The organism is Ruegeria sp. HKCCD7255 (assembly GCF_013031565.1).
Taxonomy (GTDB): Bacteria; Pseudomonadota; Alphaproteobacteria; order Rhodobacterales; family Rhodobacteraceae; genus Ruegeria.
The window spans coordinates 52,715-70,337 of record NZ_WQAG01000009.1; the positions used below are offsets into that span (position 1 = coordinate 52,715).

The window sequence follows — 17,623 nt, forward strand, 5'->3', positions numbered from 1 at the left end:
TCCCTTCAACTCACTAACCACCGAAGAATCTTCACCCCACCGGAATACCCCGAAACATGCGGGACAAATTTGTCAACAATAGGGAGTCGCCCCCACAAACTGGGCCTTTCAGGTGGATAATGATATGTTCGCAACGCTGGAATGAAAATAGCTGAGGGTTTAAATAAGATATTAAGTTTTGATCATACGGGCTCAGAGGGGCCGTTCAACCCAAAAGCGTCTTCAAGATCGCTGTTCTCTCAGATTTTCGATGATTTCAAAATAGGCCGTCAGGGCAACGTCTTCTCGCCAGTTTTCATCAAATCCCCGAAGCGCTTTCTGCCCCAATTTGGCTGACAGGGCGGGATCATCCGCAAATTGCCGCAGGATTTTCGCAAGCTCATCGGTTGATCGAAACAGAGCCCCACCCCCGGTGTGATGAACAATCTCCGGATAGGGACCAAGATCGCGGGCGATGATCGGCGTGCCGTCGCGAAACGCCTCAAGCACAACCAGCGGGAAGACCTCATAGCAACGCGAAGGTGTAATAGCGGCCAGTGCGTCGCGATAGTATCGCCGCAGATCTTCGGGCGGTAGTCTACCCAGGAAATGCACGTTGGATTTCCCTTCGGCCAGACGGCGCAGTTCAGGTTCATATTCGCCATCGCCTGCAATCAGCAGATCGGCATTCAATCGGTCGTCAAAGGCGGGGATGACGTCCTGCAAACCTTTGATCACCTCCAATCGACCGGCGAAAAAGAAAAACGGGCGCGGATGGATCGAGGGTTGCTCGGGCAGTTCGGGCGCGTCAGGCAGGAACGAGGGGATCACTTGCGCAGGCGCTGTGAACCCAAAGCGGCGATGATTGTCCAGACAAGACTGGCTGAGCATCAAAAACGCGTCCACATGGCGCGCCTCGCGCGCCACAAGGTCGGTCGCGCGCCACAGCTGCGGCGGTCGCTTGTGGCGCAGCACGCAACGCAGGCAACGCCTTTCGTCACAGATCTCGCGGTTGTCGCGCCACAATATATGCGAGGGGCACACCATCCAGTGCTCATGTGCGGTATGCAGCTTGATCCCGGTGCCAATCTTCCAGATCCCGGGCCCGCCGATCAGCGAGATGTTATGGTAGTGGATGACGTCAAACCGGTCCGTCAAAAGCTCTTGCAAGGCGCGTCTATGCGACAGTGGCTGGCCGGTTTGTTGCACGGCCAAAGCGCCCAGCATCGGAAAGCGCGAGCCCAGACGGTGCACGATCACCCCATCCTCTGGTGGCAGATCGGGGGTGCGGCCTGACAACTGGCGGAACCCGTCAGTGTCGTGAATAACCTCAACATGATGGCCTCGTGCGGTCAGTGCCCGGGCCAGACGCTGTACATAAATCCCGTCACCGCCGAAATTGAAGGGCGGGTAAAACGTGGTGACCATGGCAATGCGCAAAGGTTTCATGGCAGCTACCGACGTACGGACATAAGGTAATTGCGCAGCAGGCAGTACAACAGAGTGGCCCCGTAAGGGCGGATCAGCTTGAGAATGCTAAAGCTGGACTCCCCGCCACCCCTCTGCCGCCAATCATTGGGGACAACCGAATAGTTCCAACCGCCCAGAACAGCCTTAAGAGACATTTCGATCGTGATGTTGAACTGACCGGCCACCAGCGGCTGCATGTCCTCGATCACCGTCCGGCGATAGCATTTGAACCCGTTGGTGAAATCCCGATACGGCGCGCCAACCATCCAGCCGATCAGCGTGTTTGTCACCCGGTTGATCACGCGTTTGACGGGCGGATAGCCCACCACGGTGCTATCCGGCCCGAACCGTGCGCCAAAGGCGCAATCGGCCCCATCCGCGATGCATTTGAAATAGGCCGCCACATCTTGCGGCGCATCGGCCCCGTCCGAGGTGACAACAACCGCAGCATCGCCCTTATACACCTCAAGCCCCTTGCGGATCGCAAACCCATACCCGTTCGGGCCTGCATTGTGGATATTGCGCAGGTTCGGATAGTCCCACACCAGTTTCTTCAGAATTTCGGCGGTGGCATCCGAACTGGCATCATCGACGACGATCAGCTCATAGTGGAACTCGGTCGTGTTCAGATGCTCACATAGATCGCGGATCGTATCTTCGATCACGTCCTCTTCGTTATAGGCAGGCATGATGATGGAAAAGAGCAATTGATCAGTCATCTTTTTGCTCCATCAAAACGTAAGGCCCTGACTGGTCGAACATTTCGAAGTCCTCTACCAGATCCGCCCCCAAAGCCTGTTGCCACATGCGAAACTCGATTTGGTTTTCCAGTTTTGACTGTGCAGCGGTGTCACCGATAATCCAAGGCAAAAGCCCCATCGTGGCTACCTGCATTTGAGGCGGCTCTTCGGGCGCGGGCGTCAAGGCCGCAAGGTCATCGGCGCGGGAAACAACGATAGTGCCCTCTGCCCGGGCGGTCTGGGACAGCGGGTTAAACGGGTCGGTATACAGGATGTCATAAAACGAATATCCTGCCGGGCAAGTGCCTGTTTCGGCCGCCATTTTCCAAAGATTGCCATAGAAGATCACAGGCCGCCCAGCCAAATCCGGCGCGGCGAGGCGGGCGGCCAGATCAACACGCGCTGGTTGCGCTTTGGTGCGGAACGTCTGTGTCGATGGCCCGCGCGCCTCAATCGCGCGTGCTGTTTCGCGGCTTGTGACCTCATGGAACAGCCCCCGCAGGTTGCTGGACAGAACCCAGCGGCCCAGAGGCGCATGACCCGCCAATTGAGCGCAGGCCGCCAATGCAATCATCGCAACCCCAAACCGTCTGAGCGGCAGGGATACGCGAAACAAAGCGGTCGGTCGGCCCGCAAGCCAAACCAGCATCAGAGGCACAAAAGGCACTGCGAGGTGTAGAAAATCGGCCCGCTGCAAAGCGATCTTGAGCGTGATCACAGCAAACACGCCCGCACCCATCAACATCAGATCCCCTTCGGCTGCGTGCGTGCCCGCCAGTCGCCGCACGCCCGATCCCGCCGCTACACAAGCGGCAGCCAGAAGGCCGAACAAGGCGAGGCTATGTAGGCTCCACCCAAAGGAAAACTGGCCCAGACCCTCGGCGCTGGCACGAGACATCACCTGCAAGGTTTGGGTGAAATAGGGCGCAAGAGTGCCGCCAAGCGCCCAGGACACAATCAACAACCAAATGACAATTGTCAGGGCGGTCAGCCCCAATACCCGCAGAGCCAAAGCGCGCGGCTGGTCCCAGCCATCGAGCACCAGAATGGCAATGGCAGCAACCAGACCTGCTATCGCATATTCATGCGAATACCCGGCACCGATCCCCAGAAGAACCGCAACAAGCGCCAGCATTGACGGTTTTCTGGGCGCATGTGCAACAAGGACAATGGCCAGAATGGCGGGTAGATAACGCCACGCGATCCAGTTCAGCCCAAGCAAGACATCGACCCAGAAGGGCAGCAGCAAGACAAATGCAAGCCAGCGCTTGCCGGTCTGCGGGATCAACCGCTGAAGCACCGCCATGACGATGATCAGCAACGCCGCCTGTAGACCCAGATAAATCCAGTAATAGCCAAGCGGTGAGAAACCGTTGCCTATCAGCATTGCTGCAGGGATCAGCATCAAAGGGCCATAGAGGAACTCGAAATCCTGATAAGGGAGTTGCCCGCAGGATATCCGGTGCAACGCGGCGATGAAGTAACTGTCTTCGATATGCGGGCCAAAACGCGCAATCGCCGAAGGCCAATAGAAAACGAGCAGGGGCAGGGTAACCACCAGACGCTCTACCCAAGCCTGCACAAGCGAAACGGGCCTTTGCGTGGCTTGGGCCACAGCCGCATGGGTCTGGGCGGGCAGGCTGGTTAGCAAGATCACCAAAACCGCCCAGACAAAGATCAATATCCAGGCCAGTCCAATATTATACCCCTGCATCGCAGCAACATTTGGCAGCGTTGGGTCCGGGGGGAGCAATCTGGGGCCCACAGCCAACATCCCGATCAGGATTGCCAGAGAACCAAGCGCCAATATCAATTGCATGGTAGCGCGCATCAATAAAGCCCCTCGGTATCTGGGTTTGCGGACTGGTTTCTGAAAATAAGCCGGCTGCAAATCAAATAGCTGAAGACAAAAGACAGGCCTGCGGCGATGCCCAATCGGATGGTGGGGTGCAGATAGGCCTGCATCCCGTAGGCCTCCATCGCCCACAAAAGCCCAATGCGGAACACCAGCACCACGCCGACACCCACTGCAAAACGAAGGAAATGACCGAATGAGGCCCGTTTGTTCTGATCTTTGAAGGTCCAGCTGAGGTGAACGAAATAGTTAAAGACCATGCCGCAGCCAAGGCCAACAAAGGCGGCGACAGGGTCGCTGAAGGCCCAGATCAGGATCATCGCGCTGGCGACTGCCAGATCCAGAACCAACCCGCCTACTGCGGTGGTCAGGAACCGGGCCATCTGGCCGATTTCCGCGGTTTTGATCATGCCACACCACCCCGCTTGATGAACCGGGTATGGGCGTTTTGCGCCAATCCGCCATCGCTTTGCAGCCGCTCGAACAGATCATAGATATTGTCGATCTTGCCCCCCATGACCATCATCAGGCCCGGATGGCGCGGGTCTCGGTCCAGCAGGATCGGACGCCCGTCATCGCGTTCATTACGCAGCAGAACCGTCTTTGTTTCATACAAAGACTTGCGCCATGTGGCCCCTGTCAGAGAGGGCAGGTAACGGCTGGCGTCGCGCAACATATGCATCCAGTGGCTTTTGCACGCCGCCGCTTGAGGCGCCTGCCCGGCCAACCAGGCGCGATGCGGGGTATAGCGTACATGGGTCAGCGAATAGGCATCCTCGGCCGGGAAAGGCATGGTGGAAAAGAACGGACCATCCATCATGGTGACGCCCACGCCCTTCAGCGCCGCAGGCGGGTCGATCAGGGCAACCTCAGCCAGTTCGTATTTGAAGCCCAGCCTGTTGCCGCTGTCGCTTTGGCCTGCCAGATGACCATAGGTGGCATCAATGACGATTGGCGCGCGGATCTCTCCATGGCCGTCCACAGCAACGCGGATCGGCGCAACAGGGCCGTCCGGGATGACCGCGACAACCTTGGCCCCGATCGCCACCGAGACACCTTGTTGTGCCAGACGGTGTTCCAGATCCTTGCGCAAGGCCGCTGCGTTGAACGCATATTCCTGACAGCGCCAGACCTGCGCGACCTCAGCGGGATTGAACAGCGCGGACTCTGTCAGACTAGCCCGCTCAATCGGTGCGCCCAGATCGGTAAACATCTTCTCAAATCGCTGCGGCGTCACGCGTGAACCATGCCGCGCGACGGCATAGAGCATGGTGAAATCGCCAAATACGGCTGACGGAAAATCCGCAATGAACCGCTGATACAAAGACAGCGACCGGCGCGCGGTCTTGAAGTTTCTGGGATAGTGGAACCCGGTGTGAATGCGCGCCTGATTGACGTAAGAGGCGCGCTCCAGCAGGCCTCCGCGTTCCTCAAGCACCACGACATTTTCAGCGACGGAGCGATAGAACAAGGCCAGACAAGCCCCATAGAACCCGCCACCAATGATGATGACATCCGCCGACTGAGGCAGTTGCGTCATGCCATAGCCTCATCCAGTTCCCAGCGCAGGAACGCCAGGTTTTCCAGCAAAGGCGTCAGGCTGTCTGTTTTACGCATCTCAAGCGTGACATAACCAGAATAACCTGCAGTTTTCAGGCCGCTCAGAACCTGACGCAGAAAGGCGGCATGCTCTGCAATCGGGGCCAGTTGCGGGGCGCTGAAATGGACGTGCTGAACCAACGGCAGGACCGGTTCAATGGCAGTTACGTCTTCACCGGCCATCAGCATATTACCAGTGTCCAGAACCATCCGCATGTTGGGATGATCAACGCGCCGCACCATCTCGGCGGCCTCTGATAGTTGCGTCATGAAATCACAGCCATATCCTGTGGCGTTGGCTTCAAGACAGAAATACGTGCCTGTTTCAGCGGCGATCTCTGCAACTCTGCGCAGCACCGGCAGCGCTGCGTCATAGGCTTGATCCAGGCTCAGCCTCCCACGCTTGCGATTGCCCGGAGAGCCAAAGACCAGCGGGCCACAGCCCAACTCGCCAGCGCGTGCCATGACATGCGCCAGATAATCTACAAAAGCGTCTTGATCCCGGGCGGTACCGAACAAGCGCAGGTCGGGCTGCCCAAACAAAAGTGCCTGCAGGGACACGATCGGCAGGCCCTCTGCGGCCCAGTCCGCCTTAACCGCAAGCGCATCCTCAGAAGTGGCCGCGGCAACATCGGCAAACACCCGCGACGGCGCGACTTCTAGCGCATCCGCCCCCGCATCCCGCAACCGCTGTGCGATCACGGCATCCTCTTCTGCCGTCCAAGCGATGTTCGAAACCGCAAGTTTCATGGGTGTTCGCGCCGCCACTCATCCGCAAATGCGGCGATATCGGCCAGACAATCTTTAGCCGAGACCAGATATAGCCCGTCTTGGCCCCAGATACCCCCGTGGCAGGTGCGCATGTCATATTCCACTGGCGGGCGCGACAGCTCCAGCGTGTGGGATTGCCCGTTGATGCTGTGAATGACGTCTTTCACTGACACCGGCTCGGTCGCCAAATTCAGCTTGTGAATACCCGTCTCGCACAGGCGGTCGATATCGGATTGAAGCCGTTTCAGGTGATAGAACTGAAACTCGGATCTTGCGTCAAAGCCGGACAAGTCCCGCGCCATCAGCGTGTCAAAGATCAGGTTCTTTTTCAGACCTGCACCGTAAAGACCGGGCAGGCGGATAATACGACAATCGTCGAACAGGGCGTTCAGGCGGTCTTCGACCTGCAAACGATGCAGCCCGTAAGGATGGTGCCCGTCCACGGGCGTGGGGCTGTTTTCGTCAATGCCCACTGGTGTCTGATAAACATCCACCGAAGAGATCAGGATCATACGGCGTGTCTTGACCGTTCCCAACACGTCCAAAAGCGGCGCAATGCCGTCCCAATCGGCCTGAGGGTTCTGGTTGGCCCACCATTTCTGCGCCTGCACCCCGGCGCAGGTCACTGTGTCAAAGCTCTGGCCTTCCATGTCTCGGAAATTCTTGGAGTTGAAACCAACGTCATAGCGGCCTGTGCCCCAAAGCGTGCCGCCGACAAAACCGGTATGACCGATCAAAGCATGTGTCATTTGCTCTCGTCCGATCCTTCTACGTTCAACGCGGCGCTGACGTGATAGAGGTCACCGCCACTGATTTCCGAAACCAAATCCGTTTCGCGCCGACGTCGGCCCTGTCTCAGCAATTGCAGCAGTCCAAGGCAGATCGCAGACAACACGCCAAAATTCGCGGCAAACAAGGCCGAGAACAGCACCGCAAGCGAGGCCCAGCCGGGGGCCACATCTTGCAAAACCAAGCGCGTGATGATCGCCCCGAGCGTGGCCAGAATGCTGAGCAGCGACAGGCACAGGCAGACCAGCGCAAAGCTGCGTACCAGCCGTTCAGAGGACAGCGAGACCAGTTCGGCGCTCAGCCGCGCCTTGTCGCTGAACCCTGCCAGAAAACGGCGGCGGGGCGGGCGCGAGACAAAGACCCGTTTTTGCGATAAATGCGCAGACAGATCCAGGATGCGGAAAAACTTGAGGATATCACCCATCTGTTCCAACCGCGACATGGCGGTGCGGGTCAGCACAAAAGCGCGGGCTTGAAAGGATTCAATCTGTTGGCCGGTAACTAACCGCATAATGCCTGCCATCACACTGGCAGTCACACGGTCGCGCCGCCGGATCTGTGCGGGGTCAAAGACAGCTTTGACCACATCAAACTCACCCCCGGCGATATGGTCGAGCAGTTGGTCCAACTCGGCCTCGGAAGCAGCGTCCGGGGCCATGCACAGGATGTAATCGCCGATGGCGTGGTGCATGGCGTGAATGACCATGTCTTCATAGTCGCTTTGACGGTCAACGCTCAGCACACGCAGATGTTCGATTTCCTGACCGATCTGCCGCAACCGATTGTCCCAATCCGGCACACGGTCCGAGGCGATAATGATCAGCTCATGATAGTCGAAGCGCGCATTGGCAAAGCGCGATATCGATCGCAACCCATGTTCGTCGACGGCAGTGTCGCCTTCACCCACCAAGATCAGCGAAACAAGATTGTCTCGGCAAAGCTGTTCGTAAGCCGGTTTTCGTGCAGCCGTCTCCGGACCGGTTTGGCCAATCTGGGTCATGTCTTGTCCCGCGTACTCAATCCAAAAATCTTAACTGCAATCGCAATCCGGTTATGCACAAAGCTTAGAAACTTCCGAAGAGCTTTGCCAATGCCGCAGCAACCTGCCGCGAAATTGTCTCTTGTTGTGCAACAATTATGTATCTGAGCCGGATTTGAGGCTCAAGAATGCCAAAAAGATGCCCGGAGTCGGGGAAGGGAATTGCATGAAATAGGTTTTTTCGTGCAAAAACATGTTAAGATAACAAGGATGCCATCGCTGTTCATTTAGATGGTGCGGCGTTTGGTTGATTCGATTTCGAGTGCATTGAAAGGTGAAAGTGTTATGGGGTACCACGATCTGCGTTTTGATCAGGGCGAAGGCCTGAACCGGTCGGGAATGCAGCAAAAGGTCCTGGATGGCGAAGTATACGTTTTCCGTCAGGCCCTGCAGGCATTTGGTCTCTACGACATGTGGCACGAAGCGACGATCCGCGGGATCACTGCTTCTGTCGGCAAAGAAGCCGCAGACCGCGCCGAACGCGACGGGTTTCACCGCATTCATGAATGGGTCTCGCCGATTGATATCCCCAAGGTGACCGACGCGGTCTATGCCGAGATCGAGCCGCTGACCCATGATTTTCTTGATCGTTTCATGAAGGGCACTTTCCCGGATGTGGAAACCTTCTTCTACGAACGCGCACCCAATGTGCGGTTCCATATTCCTTATGACATTGCCCGCAGCCATAAGGACGAGTTCAACAAATTCGCCAAAACCTATGGTCAGGGCAAAATCGCGGCACATGGTCCGCACCGCGACAGCTGGCTGGATTGTCCATCGAACGGGATGAACCTTTGGTTTGCAATGGGCCGCATCCGACCCGGCAACGGGTTGACGATCTATCCCGATGACTACGTTGGCGAATACAAGTTCGAAACCTCCGGCAATATCTCTGATGGTGAGAAGCTGCACAAAACCTGGACCTTTGACCTGCATCCCGGCGATGTGGTCATTTTCCACACCGATCACGTGCATGGATCCGAGCTGAACCGCACGAATGAAACGCGCTTTGCCATTTCCTGCCGCCTGTCTGTCGACCGTCCGGTCTTTCCGCAGCTGCACCACCACAATTACGTCTATTCCGGCTGGAGCGGCTCTGGCGCGCTGAACCCGTTGGCAGAGTGGCCGGCAAAGCTGCAATCCAGCTATGTCACCAGCCTTGCGCTGCGGGCGCGCAACAAGTTGATCCCCTCAATGGCGCCCGAAAACCCCGAGCCAAATCCAGCCGAAGCCATCGGAACAAAGACCGACCGCGGTATTGAGGTTCCCCTGTCCGAGGTGCCACCGGGAACGGTACGTGGCGCATCTGCTGCGCTTTGCGTGGCTCATCTGTCCGAAGGCAACGTTGTTGCGCTGACACGGCGCTGCCCCCATGCGGGTGGTGATCTAGCCAATGGCTGGGTCGATGGCGACACTGTGGTGTGCCCCTGGCACAACCTGCCCTTCAAGGCAAAGACAGGTAAATCCGCCTGCGAAACTTTGCCAAAGCTGAAACGCGTCGCCTGCCATATCGACGGCGACACCATCATCATTGACCCAAAATCTGAAATCAAGACAAACGAGGATAGTGAGATCGAACAGTTTACGGAGGCGGCAGCCACCTCATAATTTAGCATAAAAAAACAAAAAAGACGGCACGAGACGCTGCCTGCTGCTTCCACTCATTGAGAGGATTGCAGATGAAAATTTTTTTGGCCGACCTAGGACATAACCTGGTCACCGAAACTTCGGATACTTACCCATTGGGGGTTGGTAACCTGGCGACATATGTAACGGCTTACGCAAAAAGCCGAACACCGGTAACGGTCGAGATCTTCCGCAACCCGTCGGAGTTCAAGGATGCTCTTGATCGTGGAATACCGGATATCGTGGGCTTTTCCAGCTATTCCTGGAACCACCGTCTGGCCGAGGAATTTGCGCATTACGTCAAAGCCCGCGCGCCAGAGACACTCACGCTGATGGGCGGACCAAACTTTCCGCTGACCCATGATGAACAGGATGACTGGATCCGCACCATGCCGCAGATCGACATCCATGTGCGTGGCCCCACATATGAAGGCGAGCGCGCCTTTCTCAATACCGTTCAGCGCTATATCGATTGCGATCAAGACCTTAAAGCGGCGCAGTCAGAACCCATCGACGGTGCACTGTGGTATGACCGTACAAGCGGAGAAGTGGTGCGCGGTGCCGAAGTGCCCCGCATTCGTGATCTGGATGAGATCCCCTCGCCCTATTTGGCGGGCTATATGGACAAGTTTTTTGACACCGGGCTTTTTGCCCTGATGCAGCTTGCGCGTGGCTGCCCGTTCACCTGTACTTTCTGCAATTCGGCCGTCAAATCCAACTCGAAAGTGTTCCGTCATTCGTTTGAACGCACCAAGGCGGATCTGGACTATCTGGTCAGCCGGATAGACCGATCCAGCCCGCTTTGTTTCGCCGATGACAATTTCGGAATGTATGTGCAGGATGAAGAGGTTGCCGATTATCTGGGCAGTCTGATGGATGAATATGACTGGCCCAAATACATCCGCACCACGACAGGGAAAAACCGCGGTGACCGTATCCTCAAGGTGATGAACAAGGCCCGTGGGCGCTTGCCGATGACGTCATCGGTTCAATCTCTGAACCCGACCGTGCTGAAGAACATCAAACGCGACAATATCAAGCTGGAAACTTATGCCGAAATTCAACAGGACCTGCATGCAAAAGGGATGCAATCCTATGGAGAACTGATCCTGTGTATGCCCGGCGAAACCAAGGCCAGCTTCATGGATGCGGTGGACCAGTTGATAGAAACCGGTGTCAGCCGCGTTGCGGCGCATCAGTTGATGCTGCTGCATGGCGCGCCTCTGTCCAACCCGGACTCGCGCGAAAAGTTTGGCTTCAAAACCCGGCACCGCGTGGTGGCCCGCTGCCTGGGCCGTTATACCGGCAATACAGTGGTCGAAACCGAAGAGATGGTTGTCGAAAGCGAAAGCTTCTCGTTCCAGGATTATCTAGACACCCGCGTGTTCCACCTGCTTCTGACGATTTTCTATTACGAAGGAAATTTCGAAGAGGCGTTCCGGTTCTGCCGCGCGCAGGGCATTCGCCCCTATCTGGTGGTCCGCAAAATGCAGGAGCTTTTGGATCAGGCGCCTGAAGGGTTCCAGAAAGCGATCGACGATTACCTTACCGAAAATCAGTCAGAGCTGTTCGAAACCCGCGACGAATGTGTGGAGTGGGCCAAAGAGAACTATGATGCTCTGATCTCGGGCGATCTGGGTGGTAACCTTCTGTCGAAATACGCCATGATCGGCCGTTTCATCATCGTGGAAGAGGCGCTCGACTTCCTGCATCGTGCGATTGCCGAACTGCTTCCGACTAACGATAGTGATGCGCTGACGCAGCTCTACAGCATTATCAGCTATTACCGCTCGACCATGCTGAGTGTGCCTTTTGCAGAAAGCCTTGAGGATACACCGATCTGGTCCACCTGGTACGATATTGAGGCCTGGCAGAACAGTGATTTCGACACGCCGCTGGATGCGTTCCGGTTCGATCAGGAAATGGGCTTTGACACCCAGGTCGACCCGCGCATCAAATCGGTGCTGTTGTCACGCCTTGAAACATTCGGTGAGCACCCGACAGGTCTGGGGCGGTTCACGCGGACCATGTTCGCGCGGGATTTCCGTCGGATGGTGATCACGCCCGAAGCCGCGAGCAGCGGGGTTTCCGACAGGGTTCACTGACGCGATCCGAGATGGCGTCAGCGGCCAGTAAAGAATCAGCAGGCAGTGGAGCTGAAGGCTTGCCAAAGCCTTCGGTCTACGTTTCGGTATTGCTCTGAAGTGCTGATTTCCTTGCCTTTTCTACCTGCGTTTCGCACAACAAACTCCGATCCGCATAGCTATTGTCAAAAATTTTGATCCAATTTCACCGGCAGGTCAGCTCGTCATTTCCTCATATCCGACGTTGGGGTAAGGTGCGGCCATTACGTGACGGTTTGGTCCGGTTAAAGTGTTAAAAAGTAAGAGAGGGTTTTTATGAAATGCGTCATTCTAGCCGGTGGCCTGGGCACTCGCCTTGCCGAGGAAACCGTGCGCATTCCCAAACCCATGGTCGAAATCGGTGGCCGCCCCATCCTGTGGCACATCATGAAGATCTATGCCGCGCATGGCATCACTGATTTCATCGTTTGCCTTGGTTACAAAGGCTATGTGATCAAAGAGTATTTCGCCAATTACGTCCTGCACATGTCCGACGTCTCCGTCGATCTGTCGACGGGTGAGATAGAGCTTAGCCACAGCGCATCCGAACCTTGGCGGGTCACAATGATAGACACCGGCGCCAATAGCATGACCGGGGGCCGTCTGCGCCGTGTTCTGCCCTTGCTCAAGGACGAGGAAGCCTTTTGCTTGACCTATGGGGACGGTGTTGGTGACGTAGACATCTCAAGCCTAATTGCGTTTCACAAAGCCCATGGCAAACGCGCGACCGTGACGGCCGTTCCGCCACCGCGCCGCTTTGGACAATTGATCACCCAAGGTGACAAAGTCATGGATTTCTCGGAAAAACCGCTTGGCGATGGCGGATTGATCAATGGTGGGTTCTTCGTGCTGTCGCCCGAAGTGGGTGAATATCTCGAAGGGGATCGCACGATCTGGGAGCAGGGGCCGTTGCAAAAACTGGCCGAAGATGACCATTTGCGTGGTTATGCCCATCCCGGGTTTTGGCAACCGATGGATACGATCCGAGAACGCGAAGAACTTGAAGAACTGTGGGATTCCGGCAAGGCACCCTGGAAGATCTGGGACTGACGATGCAACCCCGCGACGTGAACCCGAATTTCTGGACAGGCAAACGCGTGCTGGTGACCGGACATACCGGTTTCAAAGGCGCATGGCTGACCCTGTGGCTTGCTCAAATGGGGGCTGAGGTCACCGGCGTCAGCCTTTTGCCTGACAGCACACCCAACCTGTGGGACTTGAGCGGTCAGAGCGATGTTGAGCACCACCAGATAGATATCCGAGACAGATCCGCTTTGATCAATGTCGTACAGGGCACCAAGCCGGATATCGTCTTGCATCTGGCCGCTCAGTCCCTTGTGCGTCGGTCTTATCAGGACCCAGCCGGAACCTTTGCCACCAATGTCATGGGCACTGTGCATTTGCTTGAGGCCATCGCAGCGGCAAAGACTGTGCAGGCCTGCGTCATCGTAAGTTCGGACAAATGTTATGAGAACCGCGAGGACGGTCGCAGTTTTGTCGAAACCGACCCGATGGGGGGCCTCGACCCCTATTCAGGGTCAAAAGGTTGTACCGAATTGGCCACGCAAGCGATGCGCCACAGTTTCTTTGCTCCCTACGCGCAAGATGGCCATCCCTGTCGGATCGCCTCGGCCCGTGCGGGTAACGTGATTGGCGGGGGGGATTGGTCGGAAGATCGCTTGGTCCCCGACATCATTCGGGGATGTCTGGGCGATGAAGGCCGAGTCGAGATCCGCTCGCCCAACGCCGTGCGCCCATGGCAGCACGTGTTGGAGCCTCTGCGCGGTTATCTGATGCTGGCCGAAGGGCTTTATGCCCAGCATGACGGGCATGACAGCGGGTGGAATTTCGGCCCGGATCAATCGGATGAGCGACCAGTCATCGATGTGGCGCACGCTTTGACAAGTGCCTTGGGGCAAGGGCGGATCGAGATCGATATGCCCGAGGATGCGCCTTACGAATCCACCACGCTCCGGCTGGATAGCAGCCGCGCCCGTCAGATCGGCTGGGCGCCCAAATTGAATTTTGAAGAAACGATACGCATGGTTGCGGATTGGTACGCGGGCTGGTCGCGGGGCGATGACGTCACTGCGCTCTGCCTGTCGCAGATTAACGATTACCAGAACAGAGGTTCGAAAGTATAATGCAAACGTCCCCGACTTGCCGCCATTGCCACGCGCCGTTGACCCGTACTCTGGTCGATCTGGGGATGTCTCCGCTGGCCAACTCGTATGTCAAACCCGAAAATGCAGGGGTCAAATGCCCGGAATATGAATTGCATGTCCGCGTTTGTGACACGTGCTTTCTGGTTCAGGTCGAAGATGCGGTTCCGGCGGGGGATATCTTTTCCGAAGATTATGCCTATTTCTCCAGCTTCTCGGAAAGCTGGCTGGCCCATTGCCACAATTACGTGGATACTATCACCAATCAGCTGAAGCTGGACAGCGATGATCTGGTCATCGAAATCGCGTCGAATGATGGCTATTTGCTGCAATATTTTGTGGAACGTGGCATTCCCGTGCTGGGGATCGAACCCGCAGCTGGGGTCGCTAACGCCGCCATCGAAAAGGGCGTTCCAACGCGGATCGAATATTTCGACAGCGCCCTGGCCAAGCAACTGGTGGCCGAAGGGTTGCGCCCGTCATTGGTGGCCTCGGCAAACGTGCTGGCGCATGTGCCTGACATCAACGATTTTGTCGGTGGTATCGCCACTTTGCTGGACGACAACGCCGTTTGGACGGTTGAATTTCCGCATCTGTTGAACCTGATCGAAAAGGTCCAGTTCGATACCATCTATCACGAGCACTACACATATCTGTCCCTGCTTACGCTTGAGACAATCTTTGCTGCCGCCGGGCTGCGGGTCTTCGACCTTGAGACTTTGCCCACCCATGGCGGATCACTACGTTTGTATATCTGCCAGCAAGAGGCCGACCGCACCGAACGGCCCATCGTGGAAGGGATGCGCAAAAAAGAGCGTCAGGCCAATCTGGACAATCCCAAAGGCTATGACGGGTTCGATGACAAGGTCCGCGAGATCCGGCAGAACCTGTTGACCTTCATGCGTGCGGCCAAACAGGGCAAGCGCAGCATTGCCGCCTATGGCGCAGCCGCCAAGGGCAACACCTTGCTGAACTATTGCGGCATCACCTCAGACGACATCCTCTATTGTGTCGATCGCAACCCAGCCAAGCAGAACAAACTGCTGCCGGGCTCTCATATCCCGGTCAGCCCGGTTGAGCGCCTGCGCGAAGAGCGGCCCGATTTCGTGCTGATCCTGCCTTGGAACCTGCGCGATGAAATTGCTGTGCAACTGAGTGATCTGGCCGAACAGGGCACGCAGTTTGTGGTGCCGATCCCATCACTGGAAATCTTCTCGCGATGAAACCCCGCGTCCTGATGACGGGGGCAGGGGGTTTGATCGGCCCCCATGCGCATCGGGCTCTGGAGCAGCGCGGCTTTCAGACTGTCACCCTGGGGCGCGGTGCGGGAAACGATATTCAGGCTGATCTGTTGGATGAGGCGCAGCGCCGGGATGCGATCCGCGCGGCAGAGGCCTCGTATCTGATGCATCTGGCCTGGCACGACGACCCCAAAGACCGCTGGCACGCGCCTGAAAACCTGGATTGGGCGGCAGCCACGATTGATCTGGTGCGCCAGTTCGCAGCATCGGGAGGCCAACGCGTGCTGTGTGCGGGCAGCTGTGCCGAATATGACTGGTCGCCAGAGGCATTGGGCGACACGGGTGTTTTGCGCGAGGATAGCGCATTGGCTCCGGCCAGCCTTTACGGAAAAGCCAAAGCCCATACCGGAGAACTGCTGACTGCGTCGCAAAAAGACCTTGGCCTCACCCTCAGCTGGGCACGGATCTTCTTTTGTTACGGCCCGAATGAGGCCCCTGGCCGCTTGCTGAGCGATATCACCCAAGGTATTGTAAACGCAGAACCCGTTGACTGTACCGATGGCCTACAGCGACTTGATTTTCTCTATGCAAGTGATCTTGGCGAAGCTCTGGCCACAGTGCTGGACAGTCAGCTTGGCGGTGCGGTCAATATCGGCTCGGGCACTGCTAAGCCAGTGAAAGACCTGATCATGGGAACCGCTACGCTGCTTGGCCGTCCCGATCTGATCCGGCTCGGCGCACGGTCTCGGCCCGTCTTGGACCCGGAGGTGATTTGCGCAGATACGACAAAGCTTAACAGCATCGGGTGGAGCCCGCGATATTCTCTGCGCGACGGTCTGAAGGACTGTCTGCAACGTCAAAATCTGCTGCCGAAGGATGTCAAAGATGCGCAGTGACTCGCGCAGGTTTTTGCATTTCGTATTGGTCGGACTGCTTAACACTTTGGTCGGTTACCTGATCTATGCCGCTTTGGTGTTTCTGGGTCTGCCACCGCAACCGGCGCTGGCGCTGGCGTTTTTCTTGGGCGTACTGTGGAACTTCTTCACCCATGCCAAATTGGTTTTTTCAGAAAGCGCACAAGGGTTCAAAAAGTTCCCCGCCTATGCGCTCTGTTACGGCGTGATCTACCTGTTTAACGCGTTTGGCTTGCAGCTTGCACTGGGCACCGGCCTGTCGCCCTATCTGGCACAAGCGATTATGGCGCCCGCAGCGGCAGTGCTGTCCTTTTTGCTGATTGGCAAAGTTCTGACCGGGCGGTTCCCGTTCACCAAAGCCTAGCTGACGTCGTCATCCAAATTGATCCGCTCGCGTTCCACCACGATGGGCCCGCGACGGACCTGGTTGTGGATCGAGGTCACATATTCGCCAAGCATCCCGATAAAGAACATCTGTATGCCCGACAGGAAAAACAGCGCCGTGATGATCGTGGTTACCCCGCGGGGGGCAAGTTCGGGGTTCAGAAGGAACAAGATCACGTTCAGAAGCGCGAAGGCGATACAGAAGATCGAGATGAACAGGCCCACGATTGTGCAAAACCGCATGGGCGCGCGGGTGAACGAAAAAATGCCGTTCAGCGCCTGATCTACAAGCATCGGCAGATTGTGTTTGGACAGGCCGCGTTTACGCTCTTTCCAGACGTAAGGGACAATGATGCGCTTGAACCCAAGCGAAGCGATCATGCCACGAATGTAGGGATATTGATCCTCATGCGCCATCAGCGCATCCATCACCTTGCGATCCAGCAACTGGAACTCGCCCACATTCTGCGTGATCTCAAAATCCGACAAACGATTGACGATCCAGTAAAACGCCTTGCGAACCGAGCGCATGGCAAAGCTTTCTTCGCGCACCGTGCGTGCGCCTGCTACAACCTCATATCCGTTTTCCCAAAGCTTGACGAATTCGGGCAATAACTCGGGCGGATCTTGCAGATCAACCGGCAGCATGACCAGAACCGCATCGCCTTTGGCGTATTTTAAACCATTGAAAACCGACCGGAACACACCAAAGTTTCGCGCATTGACCACTACTTTGACGGCCGGGTCCTTGGCTGCAAGCCCCCGCAGGATTTCAACCGTTTCATCCTCGGACGCGTTGTCGACAAAGATATGCTCGCGCTTATAACCGGGCAATTCGGCCTCGAACAGATCACGCACTACGCTGTAGCAGCGTTCTACATTCTCTTCTTCGTTATAGGCGGGTGAGACTATCGAAATTGTCTTCATGTCA

16 protein-coding genes are annotated in these 17,623 nt (G+C 56.6%); 7 read left to right on the forward strand and 9 right to left on the reverse strand.

Features of this window, described 5'->3' with window-relative positions; translation table 11 throughout:
• Positions 1-222 precede the first annotated feature (222 nt).
• The 8 genes from GOX45_RS15920 to GOX45_RS15955 are packed head-to-tail and all read right to left on the reverse strand — an operon-like array spanning position 223 to position 8,203.
• On the reverse strand, positions 223-1,428 hold the full coding sequence (locus GOX45_RS15920) for a glycosyltransferase family 4 protein (RefSeq protein WP_171102150.1): 1,206 nt from the start codon (positions 1,426-1,428) through the stop codon (positions 223-225).
• Between the two features lie 5 nt (positions 1,429-1,433).
• Positions 1,434-2,168, reverse strand: a complete 735-nt coding sequence (locus GOX45_RS15925; protein WP_171102151.1) for a glycosyltransferase family 2 protein — start codon at positions 2,166-2,168, stop codon at positions 1,434-1,436.
• Complete coding sequence (locus tag GOX45_RS15930; RefSeq protein WP_171102152.1) at positions 2,161-4,020, reverse strand: hypothetical protein; 1,860 nt, start codon at positions 4,018-4,020, stop codon at positions 2,161-2,163. Before GOX45_RS15930 ends, GOX45_RS15925 begins: the two co-directional genes overlap by 8 nt.
• Entirely contained in the window at positions 4,020-4,454 is a 435-nt protein-coding gene (locus GOX45_RS15935) for a GtrA family protein (protein WP_171102153.1), read from the reverse strand. Before GOX45_RS15935 ends, GOX45_RS15930 begins: the two co-directional genes overlap by 1 nt.
• A complete protein-coding gene (locus tag GOX45_RS15940) occupies positions 4,451-5,584 on the reverse strand; it encodes an FAD-binding oxidoreductase (RefSeq protein ID WP_171102154.1) in 1,134 nt (377 codons plus the stop codon). The genes GOX45_RS15935 and GOX45_RS15940 overlap by 4 nt, the downstream gene beginning before the upstream one ends.
• The gene (locus GOX45_RS15945) at positions 5,581-6,393 is read right to left on the reverse strand and encodes a sugar phosphate isomerase/epimerase (RefSeq protein WP_171102155.1); all 813 of its coding nucleotides are present in this window, start codon (positions 6,391-6,393) and stop codon (positions 5,581-5,583) included. Before GOX45_RS15945 ends, GOX45_RS15940 begins: the two co-directional genes overlap by 4 nt.
• Positions 6,390-7,163, reverse strand: a complete 774-nt coding sequence (locus GOX45_RS15950) for an NAD(P)-dependent oxidoreductase (RefSeq protein ID WP_171102156.1) — start codon at positions 7,161-7,163, stop codon at positions 6,390-6,392. Before GOX45_RS15950 ends, GOX45_RS15945 begins: the two co-directional genes overlap by 4 nt.
• The gene (locus GOX45_RS15955; protein ID WP_171102157.1) at positions 7,160-8,203 is read right to left on the reverse strand and encodes a hypothetical protein; all 1,044 of its coding nucleotides are present in this window, start codon (positions 8,201-8,203) and stop codon (positions 7,160-7,162) included. Before GOX45_RS15955 ends, GOX45_RS15950 begins: the two co-directional genes overlap by 4 nt.
• Positions 8,204-8,527: 324 nt before the next feature.
• On the opposite strand from GOX45_RS15955, the gene GOX45_RS15960 reads away from it, so the two are divergent.
• From GOX45_RS15960 to GOX45_RS15990, 7 genes are all read left to right on the forward strand, one after another.
• Positions 8,528-9,850, forward strand: a complete 1,323-nt coding sequence (locus GOX45_RS15960) for a Rieske 2Fe-2S domain-containing protein (protein WP_171102158.1) — start codon at positions 8,528-8,530, stop codon at positions 9,848-9,850.
• Positions 9,851-9,921: 71 nt separating this feature from the next.
• Positions 9,922-11,973: a radical SAM protein gene (locus GOX45_RS15965; RefSeq protein WP_171102159.1), complete on the forward strand. Its 2,052-nt coding sequence runs from the start codon at positions 9,922-9,924 to the stop codon at positions 11,971-11,973.
• 294 nt (positions 11,974-12,267) lie between these two features.
• The gene (gene rfbF / locus GOX45_RS15970) at positions 12,268-13,041 is read left to right on the forward strand and encodes a glucose-1-phosphate cytidylyltransferase (RefSeq protein WP_171102160.1); all 774 of its coding nucleotides are present in this window, start codon (positions 12,268-12,270) and stop codon (positions 13,039-13,041) included.
• A gap of 2 nt (positions 13,042-13,043) precedes the next feature.
• Positions 13,044-14,135, forward strand: a complete 1,092-nt coding sequence (rfbG, locus tag GOX45_RS15975) for a CDP-glucose 4,6-dehydratase (RefSeq protein ID WP_171102250.1) — start codon at positions 13,044-13,046, stop codon at positions 14,133-14,135.
• Entirely contained in the window at positions 14,135-15,376 is a 1,242-nt protein-coding gene (locus GOX45_RS15980) for a class I SAM-dependent methyltransferase (RefSeq protein WP_171102161.1), read from the forward strand. Before rfbG ends, GOX45_RS15980 begins: the two co-directional genes overlap by 1 nt.
• The gene (locus GOX45_RS15985; protein ID WP_171102162.1) at positions 15,373-16,290 is read left to right on the forward strand and encodes an NAD(P)-dependent oxidoreductase; all 918 of its coding nucleotides are present in this window, start codon (positions 15,373-15,375) and stop codon (positions 16,288-16,290) included. Before GOX45_RS15980 ends, GOX45_RS15985 begins: the two co-directional genes overlap by 4 nt.
• Positions 16,280-16,672: a GtrA family protein gene (locus GOX45_RS15990; protein ID WP_171102163.1), complete on the forward strand. Its 393-nt coding sequence runs from the start codon at positions 16,280-16,282 to the stop codon at positions 16,670-16,672. The genes GOX45_RS15985 and GOX45_RS15990 overlap by 11 nt, the downstream gene beginning before the upstream one ends.
• On the opposite strand, the gene GOX45_RS15995 is transcribed toward GOX45_RS15990, so the two are convergent.
• Positions 16,669-17,619, reverse strand: coding sequence for a glycosyltransferase family 2 protein (locus GOX45_RS15995; RefSeq protein ID WP_171102164.1), 951 nt, complete (start codon positions 17,617-17,619; stop codon positions 16,669-16,671). The two genes, GOX45_RS15990 and GOX45_RS15995, sit on opposite strands and share 4 nt — an antisense overlap.
• Between the last annotated feature and the right edge of the window lie 4 nt (positions 17,620-17,623).